Source organism: Acidimicrobiales bacterium (assembly GCA_016794585.1).
In the GTDB taxonomy this organism is placed as follows: Bacteria; Actinomycetota; Acidimicrobiia; order Acidimicrobiales; family DATDAH01; genus JAEUJM01.
In genome coordinates, this window is sequence record JAEUJM010000031.1 from 46,529 (window position 1) to 62,366 (window position 15,838).

Here is a 15,838-nt window from a genome sequence, read left to right on the forward strand (position 1 = left end):
GCGGCGTCGGCGCCCAGGCTCGCAGAGACCTGGACAGGTGTCCAGTATCCACGGGCGCCGCCCGCGCCCTGGCCCGCGGCGTCGTACTTCTACACTGCCGCAGCGGAAGGGGGGCGGCATGGCCGGGACCGTGGTGATCTGCTTCACCGACATCGTCGGCTCGACCGCGCTGCTCTCCCGAGTGGGCGACGACGCCTTCGACTCGCTCCGGCGGGACCACTTCGCCCTGCTCGCCCACAGCGTCGACGCCCACGGCGGCGAAGTGGTGAAGAACCTCGGCGACGGGATCATGGCCACCTTCGGGTCGGCGTCGGCCGCGGTGGCCGGTGCGGTCGCGATGCAACAGGACGTCGACGCGGCCGCCCGGCGGGCGGGCCCGGACAGCATCGCCATCCGGATCGGCATCTCGGCCGGTGATGCCAGCCAGGAGGACGGCGACTGGTTCGGCGCCCCCGTCGTGGAGAGCGCCCGGCTGTGCAGTGTCGCCGAGGCCGGCCAGATCCTGGTCAGCGAGGTGGTGCGCCTGCTCGCCGGCAGTCGGGGCGGGCACGAACTGGTCCCTCTCGGCGAGCGCGAGCTCAAGGGCCTCCCGGCGCCGCTCGCGGTCTCCGAAGTGACCTGGCGACCGTCGGCACCGGCCGCCGCCGGCGACCTGCCCGGGCCGCTCGCTCCCACCGAGGGTGAGCTGCCATTCTCGGGCCGCAGCGACGTGTACGAGCAGGTCCGAGCGACCTGGAAGCGGTCGGCCGCGGGCGAGACGAGGATCGTCCTGATCGGCGGCGAGCCCGGCGTCGGGAAGACCCGTCTCGTGTCCGAGGCGGCCCGGGAGGTCCACGCCGACGGCGCCGTGGTGCTGCTCGGACGGGCCGACGAGCACATCGACGCCCCGTTCGGACCGTGGCGGGAGGCGCTGCGACGACTGGTGCCGACGTTGCCCGACGAGGTGGTGGCCGCCCACGTGGGCACCTACGGCGGCGAGCTCGTCCGCCTCGTTCCCGAACTGCGGACCAGGGTCGACGGGCTCACCGCACCGACCGACACCGATGCCGAGACCGAGCGCCTGCTCCTCTTCGAGGCCGTCGTGGGTCTGCTCTCCCGCGTCTCGGCCGCCGCGCCGGTCCTGCTCGTGCTCGACGACATCCACTGGGCCGACCGATCGAGCCTGCTGCTGCTCCTCCACGTCCTGCGATCGGACCGAGCCGCCGCGCTGCTCGTGGTCGCCACCTACCGTGACACCGAGGTCGACCGTGCCCATCCGCTGTCGGAGGTGCTGGCCGATCTTCGCCGGGTGCCGGCCGCCACCCGCGTGGCCCTCGGTGGCCTCGACGACCAGGGCCTTCGCGAGCTGCTCGCCGGCGCCGGCGGCCACGAGCTCGATGACCGCGCCCGGGACTTCGCCACCGCACTGTGGCGCGAGACCGAGGGAAACCCCTTCTTCGTCGGCGAGGTGCTTCGCCACCTGATCGAGAGCGGCGGCCTCGTACAGGACGAGGGCCGCTGGCGCGCGACCGCATCGCTCGCGGAGACCGGCCTGCCCGAGGGCGTGCGCGAGGTCATCGGTCGCCGGCTCTCGGCCCTGCCCGAGCGCACCGAGGCCATGCTGGGGGTGGGCGCCCTTCTCGGACGCGAGTTCGACGTCGCGCTGTTGGGGGCGGCCGCCGACGAAACCGTCGCGGACGTGTTCGACGCGCTGGCCCCGGCAGAGGACGCCCGCCTCATCGCCGAGGTCGATGGGGCACCGGGCCGCTACGCGTTCTCGCACGCCCTCGTGCAGGCCACCTTGGCCGAGGAGCTGGGCACCAACCGCCGCATCCGCCTGCACCGAGCCGCCGGGCTCGCCCTGGAGGCGACGGCCGACCCGTCCGTGGGCGCCCTCGCCTACCACTTCGGCGAGTGCGCCGTGATGGGCGAGACCGAGCGGGCCGTCCGCTACGCCCGCTCCGCGGCCGAGGAGGCGCTCGCACTGGCCGCGCCGGCGGACGCTGCGACCTTCGTGAGTCGAGCGCTCCAGGCCGTCGAGCTGGCCGGGGGCGGCGACCGCGAGCGGGCGCCCCTGCTCCTGCTGCTCGCCACGGCCCAGGACGCCATCGCGGACCCAGCCGCGATGGACACGTGCGCCGCGGCCTTCGACGCCGCGGTGACGGGCGGCGACCATGAGCTCGCCGTCGAGGCCGCCGTCGCCTACGCCGGGCCGTCGGCCTTCCTCTTCGACGAGCGGGGCGAACGCCAGCTGCGACGTGCGCTCGATCTGCTCGACCCCGGCGACTCCGAGCTTCGTGCCCACGTCCTCGCTCGACTCGGCAAGGTGCTGGCGCTGGATCCCGGCGACGAGGCAGTCCGACTGGCCCGCGAGAGCTTCGCCATGGCCGGGCGGGTGGGCTCGGCACACGCGCAACGCCACGCGGCCAGGTCCATCGCCCTGACGATGCGCCATCGGGATCGCCACGCACAGCTGGAGTTCGCCGAGTTGGCCCTGACCCGACGCGAAGGACCCTTCGCGCTCGAGGACTTCGAGCAGTACAGCCTGGCGGTCGAGGCCCTCCTCAGCCTGGGCGATCCGGGAGGGGTCCCCCCGGTGGTCGAACGGCTCCGGCGCGATTTCGAGCGGTCGAGCATCGCCGCCCTGGTCGGGGCCCGGGCCCTCTCCAGAAGCATCCTCGCCCAGATCGAGATCACCCTGGCCTTCATCGCCGGGCGCTTCGACCTCGCCGACGAGGTCGTGGCCGGGCTGCACGACGAGCCACTCGGTCCGGAGTACCTCCTCGGTCCCATCACCGAGAACTTCGGCCGGTGTCAGGTGGCGTGGCTGCGGGGAGACTGGCCCGCGTCGTCCCACTGGTGGCAGGCCACGAAGGATGTCATCCCCGGCGCCTTCGACGTCTACTTCGGCTACCTCGGCTCCGGACGTCCGCTCCCCGAGGTCCGCGGGTACTGGGACGAGTGGCGCACCGTCGACCACACCCGGCCGGCCATCACCCGGGCCTCGAACGTCTCCATGGTGGCCGAGGCCCTGCGCCGACTCGGCGAGGGCGAGGCCTCGGCGGCGTACGCGGACGAGTTCGCTTCGCACAGCGGCTGCTTCATCACCAACACCGTGGCCTACTTCCACGGCCCCTACGACACTGCCTTCGGGATCCTCTCCACCACCGCCGGAAGACTCGACCGGGCCGTCGCCTTTCTCGAGCGGGGCGTGGCGCAGTGTGACGCCATCGGGTCGCCCTCGTTCGGGTCCGTGGCCCGCCTCGAGCTGGCCACGACCCTGCGCCTCCGTGGCCACGGCGACGACGACGACCGGGCCGAGGCGCTATGCGACGAGGTCCACCGCACCACCGAGGCGCTGGGCATGACCGGCTGGACGCAGCGCGTCGAGCGCCTCGCCGCTGGGGACCTCGCGCCCTGGCGGCTCGCTGGCGACACCTGAACCGCTCCGGACCCGAACCGGCGGAACCGGCACGGAGCCCCTGCCCGGTGGGTCCAAGCCGGCGCCAGAACAGCCGTAGGGTTGCCCGTCGGGGCCGAGCGCCCGAGGGACCGGGAGGAGGAGCCGAAGATGCGGGTGCTGGTCACGGGAGCGACGGGGTTCGTGGGGTCGCACGCCGCCGTTGCGCTGCGCGAGGCCGGGCACGACGTGCGGGTCCTGGCCCGACGGCCCGAGCGGGTGGCGCCGGCGCTGGCCATACACGGCGACGGGACCGCGGTCGAGGTGGAGGTGGCCGTCGGCGACATGACCGACGCGGCAGCGGTCGCCGCCGCGGTCGACGGTTGCGACGCGGTGGTGCACGCCGCCGGCGAGATCGGCGTGGCCGACGGAACCGGGCCGGCCTCGGATGCCAACGTCGAAGGGGTGCGCACCGTGGTGGGTGGCGCCCTCGCCGCCGGCTGCGACCCGGTGATCTACACGTCGACCATCACCGTGCACCTGCCCACCGGCGACGACGTCGTCACCCTCGACACCTCGCTGGCCGAGCCCCACTCCGCGTACGGCGCCTCCAAGCTCCAGGCCGAGCTGCTGGTACGGGAGTGGCAGGCGGAGGGCGCGCCGGTCACGTCGCTCGTCCTCGGTGGCGTCTACGGGCCCCGGTCGCCGCACCTCGACGGCAGCTTCGCCGCCATCCTCGGCGCGATGGGCGCGTTCATGCTCGTCCCGCCAGGAGGGCTCGGCGTGGTCGACGTGCGCGACCTCGCCGCCCTGATCGTCGCCGCGGTCGAGCCGGGCCGCGGCCCGCGCCGCTACCTCGCCGGCGGCACCTACGTCACCTGGGCCGACTGGGTCAGCGCCCTCAGCGAGGGCGCCGGCGTCGACGTGGCCGGCAACCCGGTGACCGCCGAGGAGCTGCTCGAGCTGGGACGCCAGTGCGACGAGCTGCGGGCCCAGGGCCAGGACTCGCTGCCCCTGTCGGCCGAGGCCGCGGTGATCATGTCCGCCGGCCGGCCCACCGACGACCAGCCCACGCTCGACGACCTGGGCGTGCGGTGGCGCCCCCTGGTCGACACCTTCCGCGACACCGTCGACTACCTGCGTTCGATCGGCGAGCTCCCGCCGGCGCCCTGACCACCGGGCCCGGTTCGCGGACCAGCGTCGCCGGGACCTCCCGTCAGGCGGGAGGCTCGAGGGCGGCGTCGAACACCGCCAGGACGTCGTCGACGTGCGGGGCGGCGCCGTCGACGCCGAACTGGAGCGATGACATCAGGAGGGAGATGAAGATCAACACGAGGCCGCTGCCGATCGAGTCGGGATCGAGGTCGGCACGGACCACGCCGGCGGCCTGGCCGTCGCGCAGCCGCTGCGCCGCGGTGGCTCGCAGGTTGGCCAGCGCCGGCAGTTCGAGCATCCGACTGGTGGCCTCGGGCTCGAGCCCGGAGAGCACCCGGCGGGCCAAGGGATGGTCGTCGACCGCGACCACCAGGGTCGGCATGAGTGCCCCGCGCCAGTGGCGCTCGTCATCCAGGTCGGCGAGGAGCCTGTGGGCGACGGCGATGAGGCCAGCGGCGTCCTCATCGAGTGCGGCCCGGAACAACGCCGGCTTGTTGGGGAAGTACGCGAACGGGACGGTCGGGCCCACACCGGCGGCGCGGGCGACGGTGGCGACCGAGGTCGACCGGTAGCCGTCGGCGCCGAATCGCTCGATCGCCGCGTCGAGGATGGCCCGCCGCGTGCGCTCGCCCTTGGTGGCCGCTCCGTCATTCGGCACGGCACCACCGTAGCAGGCCGATCCTCCGAAATGAGCACTTGACTGAAATACTCAAATCCGTCACCCTTGTCCCATGAGCGATTCGGTCCCGACCCGCCGCATCTCCTTCGACGACGCCATGCCCGCCGTGCCCAAGTACTTCGCCAACGGCGGCGACCCCGTCTCGAGCCACTTCCTCGCCCTGCTCTCGGCCACCTTCCCGGCCGGCGAGGACGGCTTCGTCCGCTCGGTCCGCACCTACCGCGACCAGATCACCGATCCCACGCTGCGCCGCGACGTGGCCGGGTTCATCGGCCAGGAGGCCACCCACGGCCGTGAGCACCGGGTGCTGAACGAGCGCCTCGCCGAGCTGGGGTACCCCACCGAGCGGTTCGGGCACATGATGGAGCGCATGGTCCGCCTCCGCGAGCGCGTCGCCTCACCGATGATGGCGCTGGCCAACACCGCAGCCATGGAGCACGTCACCGCCACCCTCGCCGAACTGGCCCTCACCGACGAGGCGGAGCGCTCCTTCGGCGGCGACACGATCGTGGGGGACCTCCTCCTCTGGCACGCGTTGGAGGAGTCCGAGCACAAGGCGGTCGCCTTCGACGTGTTCCGTGCCGTCGGCGGCACCGAGCGCCAGCGTCGACGCGCCATGAACCTGGTCTGCCTGAACCTGATGCTCGGCGCCACGGTGCTGCTGGCGTCGTCGGTGCTGCACGACCCCGAGGCCCGGCGGCCCCGCACCCTGTGGGCCAGCCTGCGCCGGTTCCGGTCCGCGCCGATCCTCCGCCGGGACACGTGGCGCAGCATCCGGGCCTACAACCGCCCCGGCTTCCACCCGAACGACCGCGACACGCGGGCGCTCGTGGCGCACTGGCGGGTCGAGCTGTTCGGGCCCGAGGGCACCCTGACGGACCGCCTCGCCGGCAGCCGGGCGGCCTGATCCATGGCCACCGCATCGGCGGCCGCGCCGAACGACGACGTCGAACACCTGGACGTCCTGGTGGTCGGTGCCGGCATCTCGGGCATCTGTGCCGCCCACCATCTGAACACCACCTGCCCATGGGCCAGCTGGGCGGTCCTCGAGGGCCGCGACACCCTCGGCGGCACGTGGGACCTGTTCCGCTACCCCGGCATCCGGTCGGACTCGGACATGCACACGCTCGGCTTCCCCTTCCGGCCGTGGACGGGCGAGCGGTCGATCGCCGATGGCGCCTCGATCCTCCAGTACCTGCACGACACCGCCGCCGCCGAGGGCATCGACGAGCGCATCCGCTACCGCCACCGGGTGGTGCGTGCCGAGTGGTCCTCGCCCGACGCCCGGTGGACGGTCACGGTCGAGACCGAGCGCGACGGGGTCGCCGAAGAGATCCGGCTGACCTGTTCGTACCTGATCAGCTGCACCGGCTACTACCGCTACGACAAGGGCCACGAGCCCGAGATCGACGGCGGCGAGGACTTCGCCGGCACCATCGTGCACCCGCAGTTCTGGCCCGAGGACCTCGCCGTCACCGGGAAGCGGGTCGTGGTGATCGGCAGTGGCGCCACCGCGGTCACGCTCGTGCCGGCGCTGGCCGAGCAGGCCGCCCACGTCACGATGCTCCAGCGCTCGCCGAGCTGGGTGGCCGCGGTGCCGACCACCAGGCCCGGCGACGCCGCCCTGCGCCGGGTCCTCCCGGCTCGAGCCGCGGCCTGGGTGCTGCGTTGGGGCAACGCGCTGCGCGCCACCGCCCTGTTCCAGGCCAGCAAGCGGCGCCCGGCCATGGTGCGGCGGGGGCTGCACCAGCGGCTCGAGAAGGAGCTGCCCGCCGACATCGACATCGCCACCCACTTCACCCCGGACTACGACCCGTGGGACCAGCGCCTCTGCCTGGTGGCCGACGGCGACCTCTTTGCGGCGCTGCGGTCGGGTCGCGCCAGCGTGGTGACGGGCCACATCGAGCGCTTCACCGCCGACGGGCTCGCCCTGAAGCCCGGTGCCCGTGGTCCCTCCGGCGACGAGGTCCGCGACCTTCCCGCCGACGTGGTCGTCACCGCCACCGGGCTGGAGCTGCTGTTCCTGGGCGGCATCGAGCTGTCGGTGGACGGCGAGGTGGTCGACGTCACCGAGCGGCTGACGTACCGCAACATGGCGCTCGAAGGCGTGCCCAACCTGGCGCTGGTGGTCGGCTACGCGAACGCCTCCTGGACGCTGCGGGCCGACCTCACGTGCTCGTGGGTGGCCCGACTGCTCGACCACATGCACGCCGAGGGCCTGACCACCTGCGTCCCGGTCAACCACGGGGCGGCCACGACGCCCGAGCCCCTGCTGGGGCTCCGTTCGGGCTACATGCTGCGGGCGGTCGACCGCTTCCCGAAGCAGGGCAGCGAACTGCCGTGGCGCAGCCCGCAGAACTACCTGCTCGACCGGCGGGACCTCGGCCGAGATCCGCTGCACCTCGACGCCCTCGAGCTCACCACGGCTCCCGGTGCCGGGTGGGCCGCAACGGGTGCTCCGGCCGACGGGCGCCCGTCACCCGCGCCGTCCGCCACGAGCGACGACCACCGGCGCGGGCCCTTCGACGGGAAGACCGCGGCCGTCACCGGGGCCGGCTCGGGCATCGGCCAGGCCTTGGCCGAGGCACTGGCCCGCCAGGGCGCGAACCTGGCCCTCGTCGACGTGGACGAGGACGGTCTGGCCGCCACCGCGGCGCGCTGCGAGGGCCACGGCGGAAAGGTCCGCACCCGGGTCGTGGACGTGGCCGACGCCGGCCAGGTGCAGGCCTGGGCCGACGCGGTCATCGACGAGTTCGGCGCCGTCGACCTGGTGGTGAACAACGCCGGCGTGGCCCTGGGGGCCACCGTCGATGCCATGTCGCTCGAGGACGCCCACTGGCTGATGGACATCAACTTCTGGGGGGTCGTCCACGGCACCAAGGCCTTCCTGCCCCACCTGCTCGCCGCGGGCGAGGGCCACATCGTGAACGTGTCGAGCGTGTTCGGCCTGGTGAGCATCCCCACGCAGTCCGCCTACAACGCGTCGAAGTTCGCCGTGCGGGGCTTCACCGACGCGCTCCGGCTCGAGCTCGACCTGGCCGACACCGCGGTGACGTGCTCGACGGTCCACCCCGGCGGCGTCCGCACGGGCATCGTGCGCAACGCCCGCTTCGACGAGGACAGCGCCGCCCTCACCGGCGGCGCCGACGAACGAGCCGCCCGCTTCCACCGGGCCGCCCGCACCTCACCCGAGCAGGCCGCCGAGGTCATCCTCGACGGCGTGGTGCGCAAGCGCCGCCGAATCCTGATCGGCCCCGACGCCGGCGTCTTCGCGCTGCTGGCCCGGCTCCCCACCGGCCTCACCGAACGGCTGATCGTGGCCGGCGCCCGCCGTCAGGCCCGTCGCTGACGCCCTCGCGACGAGGGGACCCGGCGAGATGCCAGCGGGATGGAGAGCCCGCTGCGACACCGCCGTCGGCCGGGTCGCCCGTCACCGGTGCACCGTCGGCGGCCGGCGGCGCCGTCAGCCGGCGGGGCGGAAGAGGCCGGCGAGGGCGTCGCGCATGCCGGCGTCGACCACCTCGAGGCGCACGCCCAGCCCGCCCCGCTGGTAGGTGAAGGTCACGGGAGCCTCGGCGCCGGCCCGGCCGGCGAGCTCGAGTGGGCAGCCCGATGCGGCCAGCCGCTCGGAGTCGCCCGGCAGGTCGTCGCTCCAGAAGCCCAGGTGGTGCAGGTTGGAGTGCTCGTTGCAGACCCACACCGAGCCGGGCAGCTCCTCGATCAGCTCGAGGTGGGGCGCCTCGACCGAGTAGCACATGGCCGTCGGCAGGGCGATGTCCTCACCGTCGGCGGTGCGGTACTCCACCTCGTCGAGGCGCAGGGTCGGCCCCCACGTGACGCCGAGCTGCTCGGAGAGCTCGGCCTGCGCCGCGGCGAGATCCTTCACGACGATGCCGACGTGGTAGTGCGGGACGAGCGGGGCGGGCATGGTCGTGCCTCTCGATCGACGGGGGCCGGGGCCTCAGGCCCCGTCGCGGGTCATGCCGTCGATGGCGACCGTGATGGCGAGGATCAGGGCGGGGTCGGCGCCCGGCTCCACCTCGACGCCGTAGCAGTCACGCACCCGGAACCAGCTCTTGGACACCTTGGCCACGGTGTCGCGACCCTTCTCGATCTCGTACTCGTGATCGACGAAGTTGCCCTGCACGTGCAGGTCGTCGCCCCCGTCGACCTCGACGTGGAAGCGCTGGCGCGGCCCCACCAGGGCCTTCTTGACCGTGGCCTCACGCCCGCCGAGGTGGATCTTCATGGCGTCCCGCACGCTGAGCTTGTGCTCTTTGATCTCGGCCACCTCGTTGCCCGAGAGGTCCTCGAGAATCCAGGTGTCGCGGATGCGCATGGCCTTGCCGTTGACCTTGAAGACCTTGTTGCCGGCCTCGTCCTCGACCCACGAGTCGTCGCCGATGGACAGCAGCTTCTCCTGCATCTTGAAGCGGGTGGCGCCGCCGCCCCGTCGGTCCTCGATGCGATCGCGCAGTCCCATGCCGCCCACTCCTCGTGTCGTCGGTGCTCAGCGCTGAGCTTGGCACACGAGCCCGGCCGCCGGCCCCGTCCAGATCAGGCGGGGACGGGCTCGGGGTGGAGGCGCTTTCCGGGGGTGAACTCCACGGGGATGTGCTTGATGCCCCCGATGAAGTTGGAGCGCAGGCGCTCGACGTCGCCGGCGATGCGCATGTCGGGCGTTCGGGCCGCGATCTGCTCGAACAGGAGGCGCAGCTCGAGGCGGGCCAGGTTGGCGCCGAGGCAGAAGTGGGCCCCGCCGCCGCCGAACGCGATGTGGTCGTTGGGGGTGCGGGTGATGTCGAAGGTGTACGGGTCCTCGAACACCTCCTCGTCGCGGTTGCCCGACACGAACCACATGGCCACCTTGTCCCCGGCCTTGATGGTCTTGTCCCGCAGCTCGTAGTCCTGGGTGGCCTGGCGGCGGAAGTAGAGGACGGGCGAGGCCCACCGCAGGATCTCCTCGATGGCCGAGGGCAGCAGCTCGGGCTGCTCGCAGAGCAGGGCGAACTGGTCGGGGTTGGTCATCAGGGCGTGCATGCCGTGGGCGGTGGCGTTGCGGGTGGTCTCGTTGCCGGCCACCGCCAGCAGCAGGATGAACAGCTCGAACTCCTCGGAGGTGAGCTTGTCCCCGTCGATCTCCGCGTTGATGAGGCGGGTGACGATGTCCTCCCGGGGGTCGCTGCGCCGGGCCTCGCCGAGGGCGGCGGCGTACAGGTACAGCTCGGCCGCGGCCCCCTGGGCGATGGCCCGGTTGTTCTCGTTCTTGTTGTACTCGGGGTCGTCGGCGCCGACCATCGCGTTCGACCACTCGAACAGCAGGTGCCGCTCTTCCTGGGGCACCCCCATGATCTCGGCGATGGCCTGGAGCGGCAGCTCGGCGGCGAGGTCGGTGACGAATTCGCACTCGCCCCGCTCGATCACGGAGTCGACGATGAGCTCCGCCCGGTAGGCGAGGTGGGACTCGATCAACCCGATCATCCGGGGCGTGAACCCCTTGTTGACGAGCAACCGGTACCGCGTGTGGCGCGGCGGGTCGGTCATCACCATGATCTTGCCGCGCATGTCGATGGAGCTCTCGTCGGCGTCGAACTCGTGCAGCGTGATGCCACCCTTCTCCGCACTGAACGTCTCGTGGTCGCGGTTCACCTGGACCAGATCGGCGTGCTTGGTGATCGACCAGAAGCCGGGTCCGTCCGGTTCGGGCGTCCAGTGGACCGGGTCCTCGGCGCGCAGCACCTGGAACATCTCGTGGTGCTGGGCGCTGACGAAGCGATCGAGATCGCAGAGGTCGACGTCTTCGAGCTTCATGGCGTGGTCATCCCCCGGGGTGGCGTCACAACGGTGACCCGTCGGCCGCCCTCGACCGGAATCCACCGTCGGCCAGAGGCTACCCGCGGCGCGGGCGGCCCCGATCCGGTTCACTTGACTCGTGGACATCACCGACGAGCGGGCACCGATCGACGTGTGCGACGAGTGCGGGTTCCGTTGGGACGAGTACGACGACGAGACCGCGGTCAACGCCGTGCGCCTCGGCGGCGCGTTCTACCAGGGGATCCTCGAAGGCGTCGACCTCGAGCTGGCCAACACCCGGCCGGCGACCGACACCTGGTCGATCCTCGAGTACGTCGACCACGTGCGCCAGGCCTTCGCGATCTGGCGCGGCCGCACCGAGGTGCGGGTCGGGCGCGACGGCGCGAGCGTCCCCGAGTACCGGGGCTTCCAGCCCGACCAGACCCGGTTCGCCGACGTCGAGGCCACGATCGCGGCCATGGACGTCGAGGCCGTGGCGTTCTTCGACCTCTACCGACACCTCGCACCGGACGAGTGGGCGCTGACCTCGGAGGCCCGCCTCGGCCTCGTCGACCAGCACTGGATCGTCCGCCATCAGCTCCACGAGGTGCTCCACCACGGCCACGACCTCGGACGCCTGCGCCACCGGTTGTCTGACGGCGTCGCCCACCAGACGGGCACCATCCACCAGCTCAACGTGAGCGGCGGCGGCGTGCCCAAGCTCTCGGTGACGGAGGCCGAGGTCGGGTTCCGCGGCCTCGCCGGCGACCAGCAGAACGACAGGGTCCACCACGGTCGACCCTTCCAGGCGGTGTGCCTCTACGGCCTGGACGTCATCGAGGCACTCCGGGTCGAGGGCCACCCCATCCAGCCGGGCTCGGCCGGCGAGAACGTCACCGTCGCCGGCCTCGACTGGGCCTCGCTGCGGCCCGGTGCCCTCGTGGCGATCGGCGACGAGCTGCTGCTCGAGCTGTCGTCGTACGCCACGCCGTGCGCCAAGAACGCCGGTTGGTTCACCGGCGGCGACTTCCGCCGCATGGACCAGGACCGTCACCCGGGTTGGAGCCGCCTCTACGGCACCGTCCTGCACCCTGGCACGGTGCGCACCGGCGACGCCGTGGTCGTCGAGCCCGAGCGCTGACGCCGGGTCAGCCGCCCTGCTGTTGGAGCAGCTCCAGCATGCGGGCCATCTGCTGGTGGACGGTGTTGACCGCCTGAAGCGGGCGGATCATCACCCGGAACTCGACGATCCTGCCGTCGTCGTCGCAGCGGATGATGTCCACGCCGTTGACGTACTTGCCCTCGACCGTGGTCTCGAACTCGAGCACGGCGGTGTCGCCGCTCAGCACCTTCTTCGTGTAGCGGAAGGCGCCGGGCGGTCGCTCGGCCTCGTCCCGTTCGACGGGCGCGCCGGCGCCGCCACCCTCGCCTGGCAGGGCCTGACCCGCCGCCTCGAGGTAGAGCTTGGTGACCGCCTTGCCCTCCTGAGGCGTGAACACGATGGGCGAGAAGAACACCACGTCGTCGTGCAGCAGCTCGTCGAGCCCGCCCGCCAGCTCCCCCCGCAGGTGCGCGTGCCAGCGGTCGATGACGTCCACGATCGGGTCGGCGTCGCTCATGGGTCCGACCGTAGTGGCGACTCCTCACCCGGGGAGACTGTCGCACCCCCTTCCTACGTTGGGGCGCATGGCGAAACCACCCGGCCCCCGTTCGCCAGACGGCGACGACGACCCGGTCCCGCTCGGACTCGTGCTCGACCTGGACGAGGCCTTCCGCGTCCTCGAAGCCCTCGAAGACGCCCGCCTCGAGCTTCGGGAACGTCACGCCGGGCTCGGTCTGCAGGATGAGCTCGCAACCGTCGTGCGCCTGCTGCACCGTAGACTCGGCCTCGACGAAGGAGGCGTGCGATGAGTGAGCCTGAGCCGCTGCTTCCCGCCGAGGCGGCACGACGCCTGGGTGTCGAGACCCGCGTGGTCATCAAGGCCATGTACGAGGAACGGCTCCCACGCGTTCGCCTCGCCGACGGCACACTGGGCATCCCCGCAGAGGCGCTCGAGTCGTTCGAGCACGCTTGACCCAGTTCTTCTGAGGCCGCGGCGAAACGCACAGGGGTAGCGTTCGGCCATGGGCGGGGGGCCGATGGGGACGGTGACGTTCCTGTTCTCGGACATCGAGGGCTCGACCCGCCTGTGGCAGAGCCACTCGGCGGCCATGCAGGCCGCGCTCCCCCGCCACGACGCGCTGCTCCGGGCGGCCTTCGCCGCCCACGACGGACAGGTGTTCGCGACCGGCGGCGACGGGTTCGCGGTGGCGTTCGCCCGCGCCGGCGATGCGCTCGCCGCGGCGGAGGAGGCGCAAGCCGCCCTCGCCGCCGAGGACTGGCCCGACGACGCGGTGCTGCGGGTTCGCATGGGCATCCACACCGGCGAGGCGGTCGAGCGCGACGGCGACTACTTCGGGAGTGCGGTGAACCGAACGGCCCGCCTCATGGCCCTCGCCCACGGCGGCCAGGTCGTCTGCACGGCCACGACCCTCGGCGTGGTCGAGGACCCGCCCCCCACCCTCGACCTGGGTGAGCACCGCCTGCGCGACCTGCTGGCCCCCGTCCACGTGCACCAGGTCGGCACCGAGCCGTTCCCGCCGCTGCGGTCGAACGCCCTCGTCCCGACCAACCTGCCCACGCCGGCCACCGACCTCATCGGTCGCGACGACGACGTCGCCAGACTCGTCGCCGACCTCAGCGATCACCGCCTCGTCACGATCACCGGGGTCGGCGGGATGGGCAAGACGCGCCTGGCGGTCGAGGTCGCCGCGGCGCTCGCCGGAGAGCACCCCGACGGCGTCTGGTTCGTCGACCTCGCCCCCGCCCTCGACGGCGGCGACGTGGTCCGTGCCGTGGGCTCGGCCATGGGCGCCACCGGCGCGTCGTCGGGCACCGACGCCCTTGTCGACCACCTGGCCGGCCGCACCACGCTGCTCGTGCTCGACAACTGCGAGCACGTGATCGACGCCGCCGCCGACCTGGCCGGGCAGATCCTGGCCCGGGCCCCCGAGGTCCGCCTGCTGGCCACCTCGCGCGAGCCGCTCGACGTCGCCGGCGAGACGGTGAAGCACCTCCGCCCCCTTGCGCTCCCCGACCCGGCGACGCTGGTCGCGACAACGGCCGACTACCCCGCGCTCCGACTGTTCGCCGAGCGCGCCGCGGCCGCCCGCGGCGGCTTCACGATCGACGAGCACAACCTCGACGACGTCGTGGAGATCTGCCGGCGCCTCGACGGGGTACCCCTCGCCATCGAGCTGGCCGCCGCCCGGGTGGGCGCCATGTCCACCGCCGACATCTGTGCCCGCCTCGGCGAGCGCTTCCGGCTCCTCGCCGGCGCGCGCCGCGGCCACGAGCGCCACCGCACCCTGCTCGCGACGGTCGACTGGTCCTACGGCCTGCTCGACCCCGACGAGCAGCGGGTCTTCCGCACGCTGTCCGTGTTCGCCGGCAGCTTCGGCCTCGCCGACGCCGCCGCGGTGGTGGCGGGGCCCGACGGCGACGAGTTCACCGTGCTCGACCAGGTCACCCGGCTGGTCGAGCGCTCCCTCGTCAACCACGACGGCGAGACCGGCCGCTACCGCCTCCTCGAGACGCTTCGCCAGTACGGCGACGACCGCCTCACCGACGCCGGCGAGGCCGAGGAGGCCCGCACCCGGTTCGCCGACCACTTCCTGGCGATGGCGCTCCGGGAAGGCCCCCGCATGGGCGGCGCGGACCACGACGAGGCCCGGGCGGTGCTCCTCGCCGCCATCGACAACCTCCGCGCGACCGCCGAATGGCTCGGAGCGACGGGCCGCGTCCAGGACCTCGCCGCCATGGCCGCACCGATGTGGACGTTCCTCAGCCAAGAGGCGCCCGCCGAGACCATCGGGTGGTTCCGCCCCGCCCTCGACGCCGGCGCCGAGCTCGACCTCCAGGTCCGGTACGACGCCCTGTGGTCGGTGGCGTCGAACACCATGATCGCCGGCAACTTCACCGACGCCCTCGCCCTGCACGAGCAGGTCCGAACGCTGACCGCCGAGCACCCGGAGATCGCGGAGTCGGGTTGGGCCTACCAGGTGCCGGTGCTGGTGGCGATCTTCACCGGGGATCGCAACGACCTGCGTGCCTCGGCCGAGCGCATGCGGCAGGTGGCCCTCCTCCGTGGCGACCCGACCGCGGAGACGTTCGCCCGCGGCTGCCTCCTCCAGATGGAGAATCCGGACGACCCTGCCTTCGAGGCTGCCACCGAGCAGCTGCTGGCCGACGCCCGGGCCATCGGCGGCCCCGTGTGGTGGGGGTCCACCATCGGCCTCCTCACCGGCGCGTTCCTCGAGGACGAGCGGGCGGTAGCGCAAGCGCCCGCGCTGCTGTCTCTGATCGACCGCGACCCGGGTTGGCACGACAGCGGCTCGACCATCGAATCGGCCATCCTCAACAGCCGGTCGGCGGCGCTCGCCATGGTGGACCCCCCTGCGGCCGTCCCGGTCCTCGCCGAAGCGACCGTCGTCACCGACCGCCTGGGTGCTGTCGCGGCCAAGGCCGACCAGGCCCTGATCGCCTCGTACGCCGCGCTCCGCCTCGACGAGGCGGAGCAAGCTCGGCGCCTCTACCGCCACCACCTGGCGGTCGCGCCCTTCGAGGCGCCCTTCTACGCCTGGATGCGACGCGACCTCCTCGACGGGTTCGCCGCCGCCGGCTTCGGCCCGGACGACCTGACGCCCGAGGCCCTGGGCCGCCACGAGCTCTTCGCCCTGCTGGTCGAGCTCCAGCAGCGCCATCCCGTCACCGGCGGCTGAGCGGGCCGCCG

Annotated in this window: 12 protein-coding genes and 1 pseudogene; 8 read left to right on the plus strand and 5 right to left on the minus strand. The window is 72.7% G+C overall.

Annotated elements, in window-relative coordinates; translation table 11 throughout:
• Window positions 1-118: 118 nt before the first annotated feature.
• Both JNK12_15610 and JNK12_15615 read left to right on the plus strand, forming a co-directional pair.
• The gene (locus tag JNK12_15610; protein MBL8777369.1) at window positions 119-3,421 is read left to right on the plus strand and encodes an AAA family ATPase; all 3,303 of its coding nucleotides are present in this window, start codon (window positions 119-121) and stop codon (window positions 3,419-3,421) included.
• 129 nt (window positions 3,422-3,550) lie between these two features.
• Window positions 3,551-4,552, plus strand: a complete 1,002-nt coding sequence (locus JNK12_15615; protein ID MBL8777370.1) for an NAD-dependent epimerase/dehydratase family protein — start codon at window positions 3,551-3,553, stop codon at window positions 4,550-4,552.
• A gap of 43 nt (window positions 4,553-4,595) precedes the next feature.
• On the opposite strand, the gene JNK12_15620 is transcribed toward JNK12_15615, so the two are convergent.
• A complete protein-coding gene (locus tag JNK12_15620) occupies window positions 4,596-5,192 on the minus strand; it encodes a TetR/AcrR family transcriptional regulator (protein MBL8777371.1) in 597 nt (198 codons plus the stop codon).
• A gap of 73 nt (window positions 5,193-5,265) precedes the next feature.
• Between JNK12_15620 and JNK12_15625 the strand changes: the two genes are divergently transcribed.
• Complete coding sequence (locus JNK12_15625) at window positions 5,266-6,120, plus strand: metal-dependent hydrolase (GenBank protein MBL8777372.1); 855 nt, start codon at window positions 5,266-5,268, stop codon at window positions 6,118-6,120.
• Between the two features lie 3 nt (window positions 6,121-6,123).
• Window positions 6,124-7,602: pseudogene (locus JNK12_15630) on the plus strand (NAD(P)/FAD-dependent oxidoreductase).
• A gap of 1,074 nt (window positions 7,603-8,676) precedes the next feature.
• Here JNK12_15630 and JNK12_15635 read toward each other — a convergent pair.
• From JNK12_15635 to JNK12_15645, 3 genes are all read right to left on the minus strand, one after another.
• A complete protein-coding gene (locus JNK12_15635; protein ID MBL8777373.1) occupies window positions 8,677-9,141 on the minus strand; it encodes a VOC family protein in 465 nt (154 codons plus the stop codon).
• A gap of 33 nt (window positions 9,142-9,174) precedes the next feature.
• Window positions 9,175-9,696 carry an LURP-one-related family protein gene (locus JNK12_15640; GenBank protein ID MBL8777374.1) on the minus strand — a complete coding sequence of 174 codons (522 nt, stop codon included), beginning with the start codon at window positions 9,694-9,696 and terminating at the stop codon, window positions 9,175-9,177.
• 74 nt (window positions 9,697-9,770) lie between these two features.
• Window positions 9,771-11,024 carry a cytochrome P450 gene (locus JNK12_15645; GenBank protein MBL8777375.1) on the minus strand — a complete coding sequence of 418 codons (1,254 nt, stop codon included), beginning with the start codon at window positions 11,022-11,024 and terminating at the stop codon, window positions 9,771-9,773.
• A 121-nt stretch (window positions 11,025-11,145) separates the two neighbouring features.
• Between JNK12_15645 and JNK12_15650 the strand changes: the two genes are divergently transcribed.
• Window positions 11,146-12,147, plus strand: a complete 1,002-nt coding sequence (locus JNK12_15650) for an MOSC domain-containing protein (GenBank protein ID MBL8777376.1) — start codon at window positions 11,146-11,148, stop codon at window positions 12,145-12,147.
• 7 nt (window positions 12,148-12,154) lie between these two features.
• Here the strand turns inward: JNK12_15650 and JNK12_15655 are convergent, their stop codons facing one another.
• Window positions 12,155-12,625 (minus strand): nuclear transport factor 2 family protein, encoded by a 471-nt coding sequence (locus JNK12_15655; protein ID MBL8777377.1) that lies wholly within the window; start codon window positions 12,623-12,625, stop codon window positions 12,155-12,157.
• A gap of 67 nt (window positions 12,626-12,692) precedes the next feature.
• Between JNK12_15655 and JNK12_15660 the strand changes: the two genes are divergently transcribed.
• From JNK12_15660 to JNK12_15670, 3 genes are read left to right on the plus strand one after another with little or no spacing between them, the layout of a single operon-like run.
• Window positions 12,693-12,917: a hypothetical protein gene (locus tag JNK12_15660; protein MBL8777378.1), complete on the plus strand. Its 225-nt coding sequence runs from the start codon at window positions 12,693-12,695 to the stop codon at window positions 12,915-12,917.
• The gene (locus JNK12_15665; protein ID MBL8777379.1) at window positions 12,914-13,081 is read left to right on the plus strand and encodes a hypothetical protein; all 168 of its coding nucleotides are present in this window, start codon (window positions 12,914-12,916) and stop codon (window positions 13,079-13,081) included. The genes JNK12_15660 and JNK12_15665 overlap by 4 nt, the downstream gene beginning before the upstream one ends.
• 49 nt (window positions 13,082-13,130) lie before the next feature.
• Window positions 13,131-15,827: an adenylate/guanylate cyclase domain-containing protein gene (locus tag JNK12_15670; protein MBL8777380.1), complete on the plus strand. Its 2,697-nt coding sequence runs from the start codon at window positions 13,131-13,133 to the stop codon at window positions 15,825-15,827.
• The last annotated feature ends 11 nt before the right edge of the window (window positions 15,828-15,838 follow it).

Coding starts and splice junctions, on each gene's coding strand:
- JNK12_15610 (MBL8777369.1), top strand. CDS start 119: ATGGCCGGGACCGTGGTGATCTGCTTCACCGACATCGTCGGCTCGACC.
- JNK12_15615 (MBL8777370.1), top strand. CDS start 3,551: ATGCGGGTGCTGGTCACGGGAGCGACGGGGTTCGTGGGGTCGCACGCC.
- JNK12_15625 (MBL8777372.1), top strand. CDS start 5,266: ATGAGCGATTCGGTCCCGACCCGCCGCATCTCCTTCGACGACGCCATG.
- JNK12_15635 (MBL8777373.1), bottom strand. CDS start 9,141: ATGCCCGCCCCGCTCGTCCCGCACTACCACGTCGGCATCGTCGTGAAG.
- JNK12_15640 (MBL8777374.1), bottom strand. CDS start 9,696: ATGGGACTGCGCGATCGCATCGAGGACCGACGGGGCGGCGGCGCCACC.
- JNK12_15645 (MBL8777375.1), bottom strand. CDS start 11,024: ATGAAGCTCGAAGACGTCGACCTCTGCGATCTCGATCGCTTCGTCAGC.
- JNK12_15655 (MBL8777377.1), bottom strand. CDS start 12,625: ATGAGCGACGCCGACCCGATCGTGGACGTCATCGACCGCTGGCACGCG.
- JNK12_15660 (MBL8777378.1), top strand. CDS start 12,693: ATGGCGAAACCACCCGGCCCCCGTTCGCCAGACGGCGACGACGACCCG.
- JNK12_15665 (MBL8777379.1), top strand. CDS start 12,914: ATGAGTGAGCCTGAGCCGCTGCTTCCCGCCGAGGCGGCACGACGCCTG.
- JNK12_15670 (MBL8777380.1), top strand. CDS start 13,131: ATGGGCGGGGGGCCGATGGGGACGGTGACGTTCCTGTTCTCGGACATC.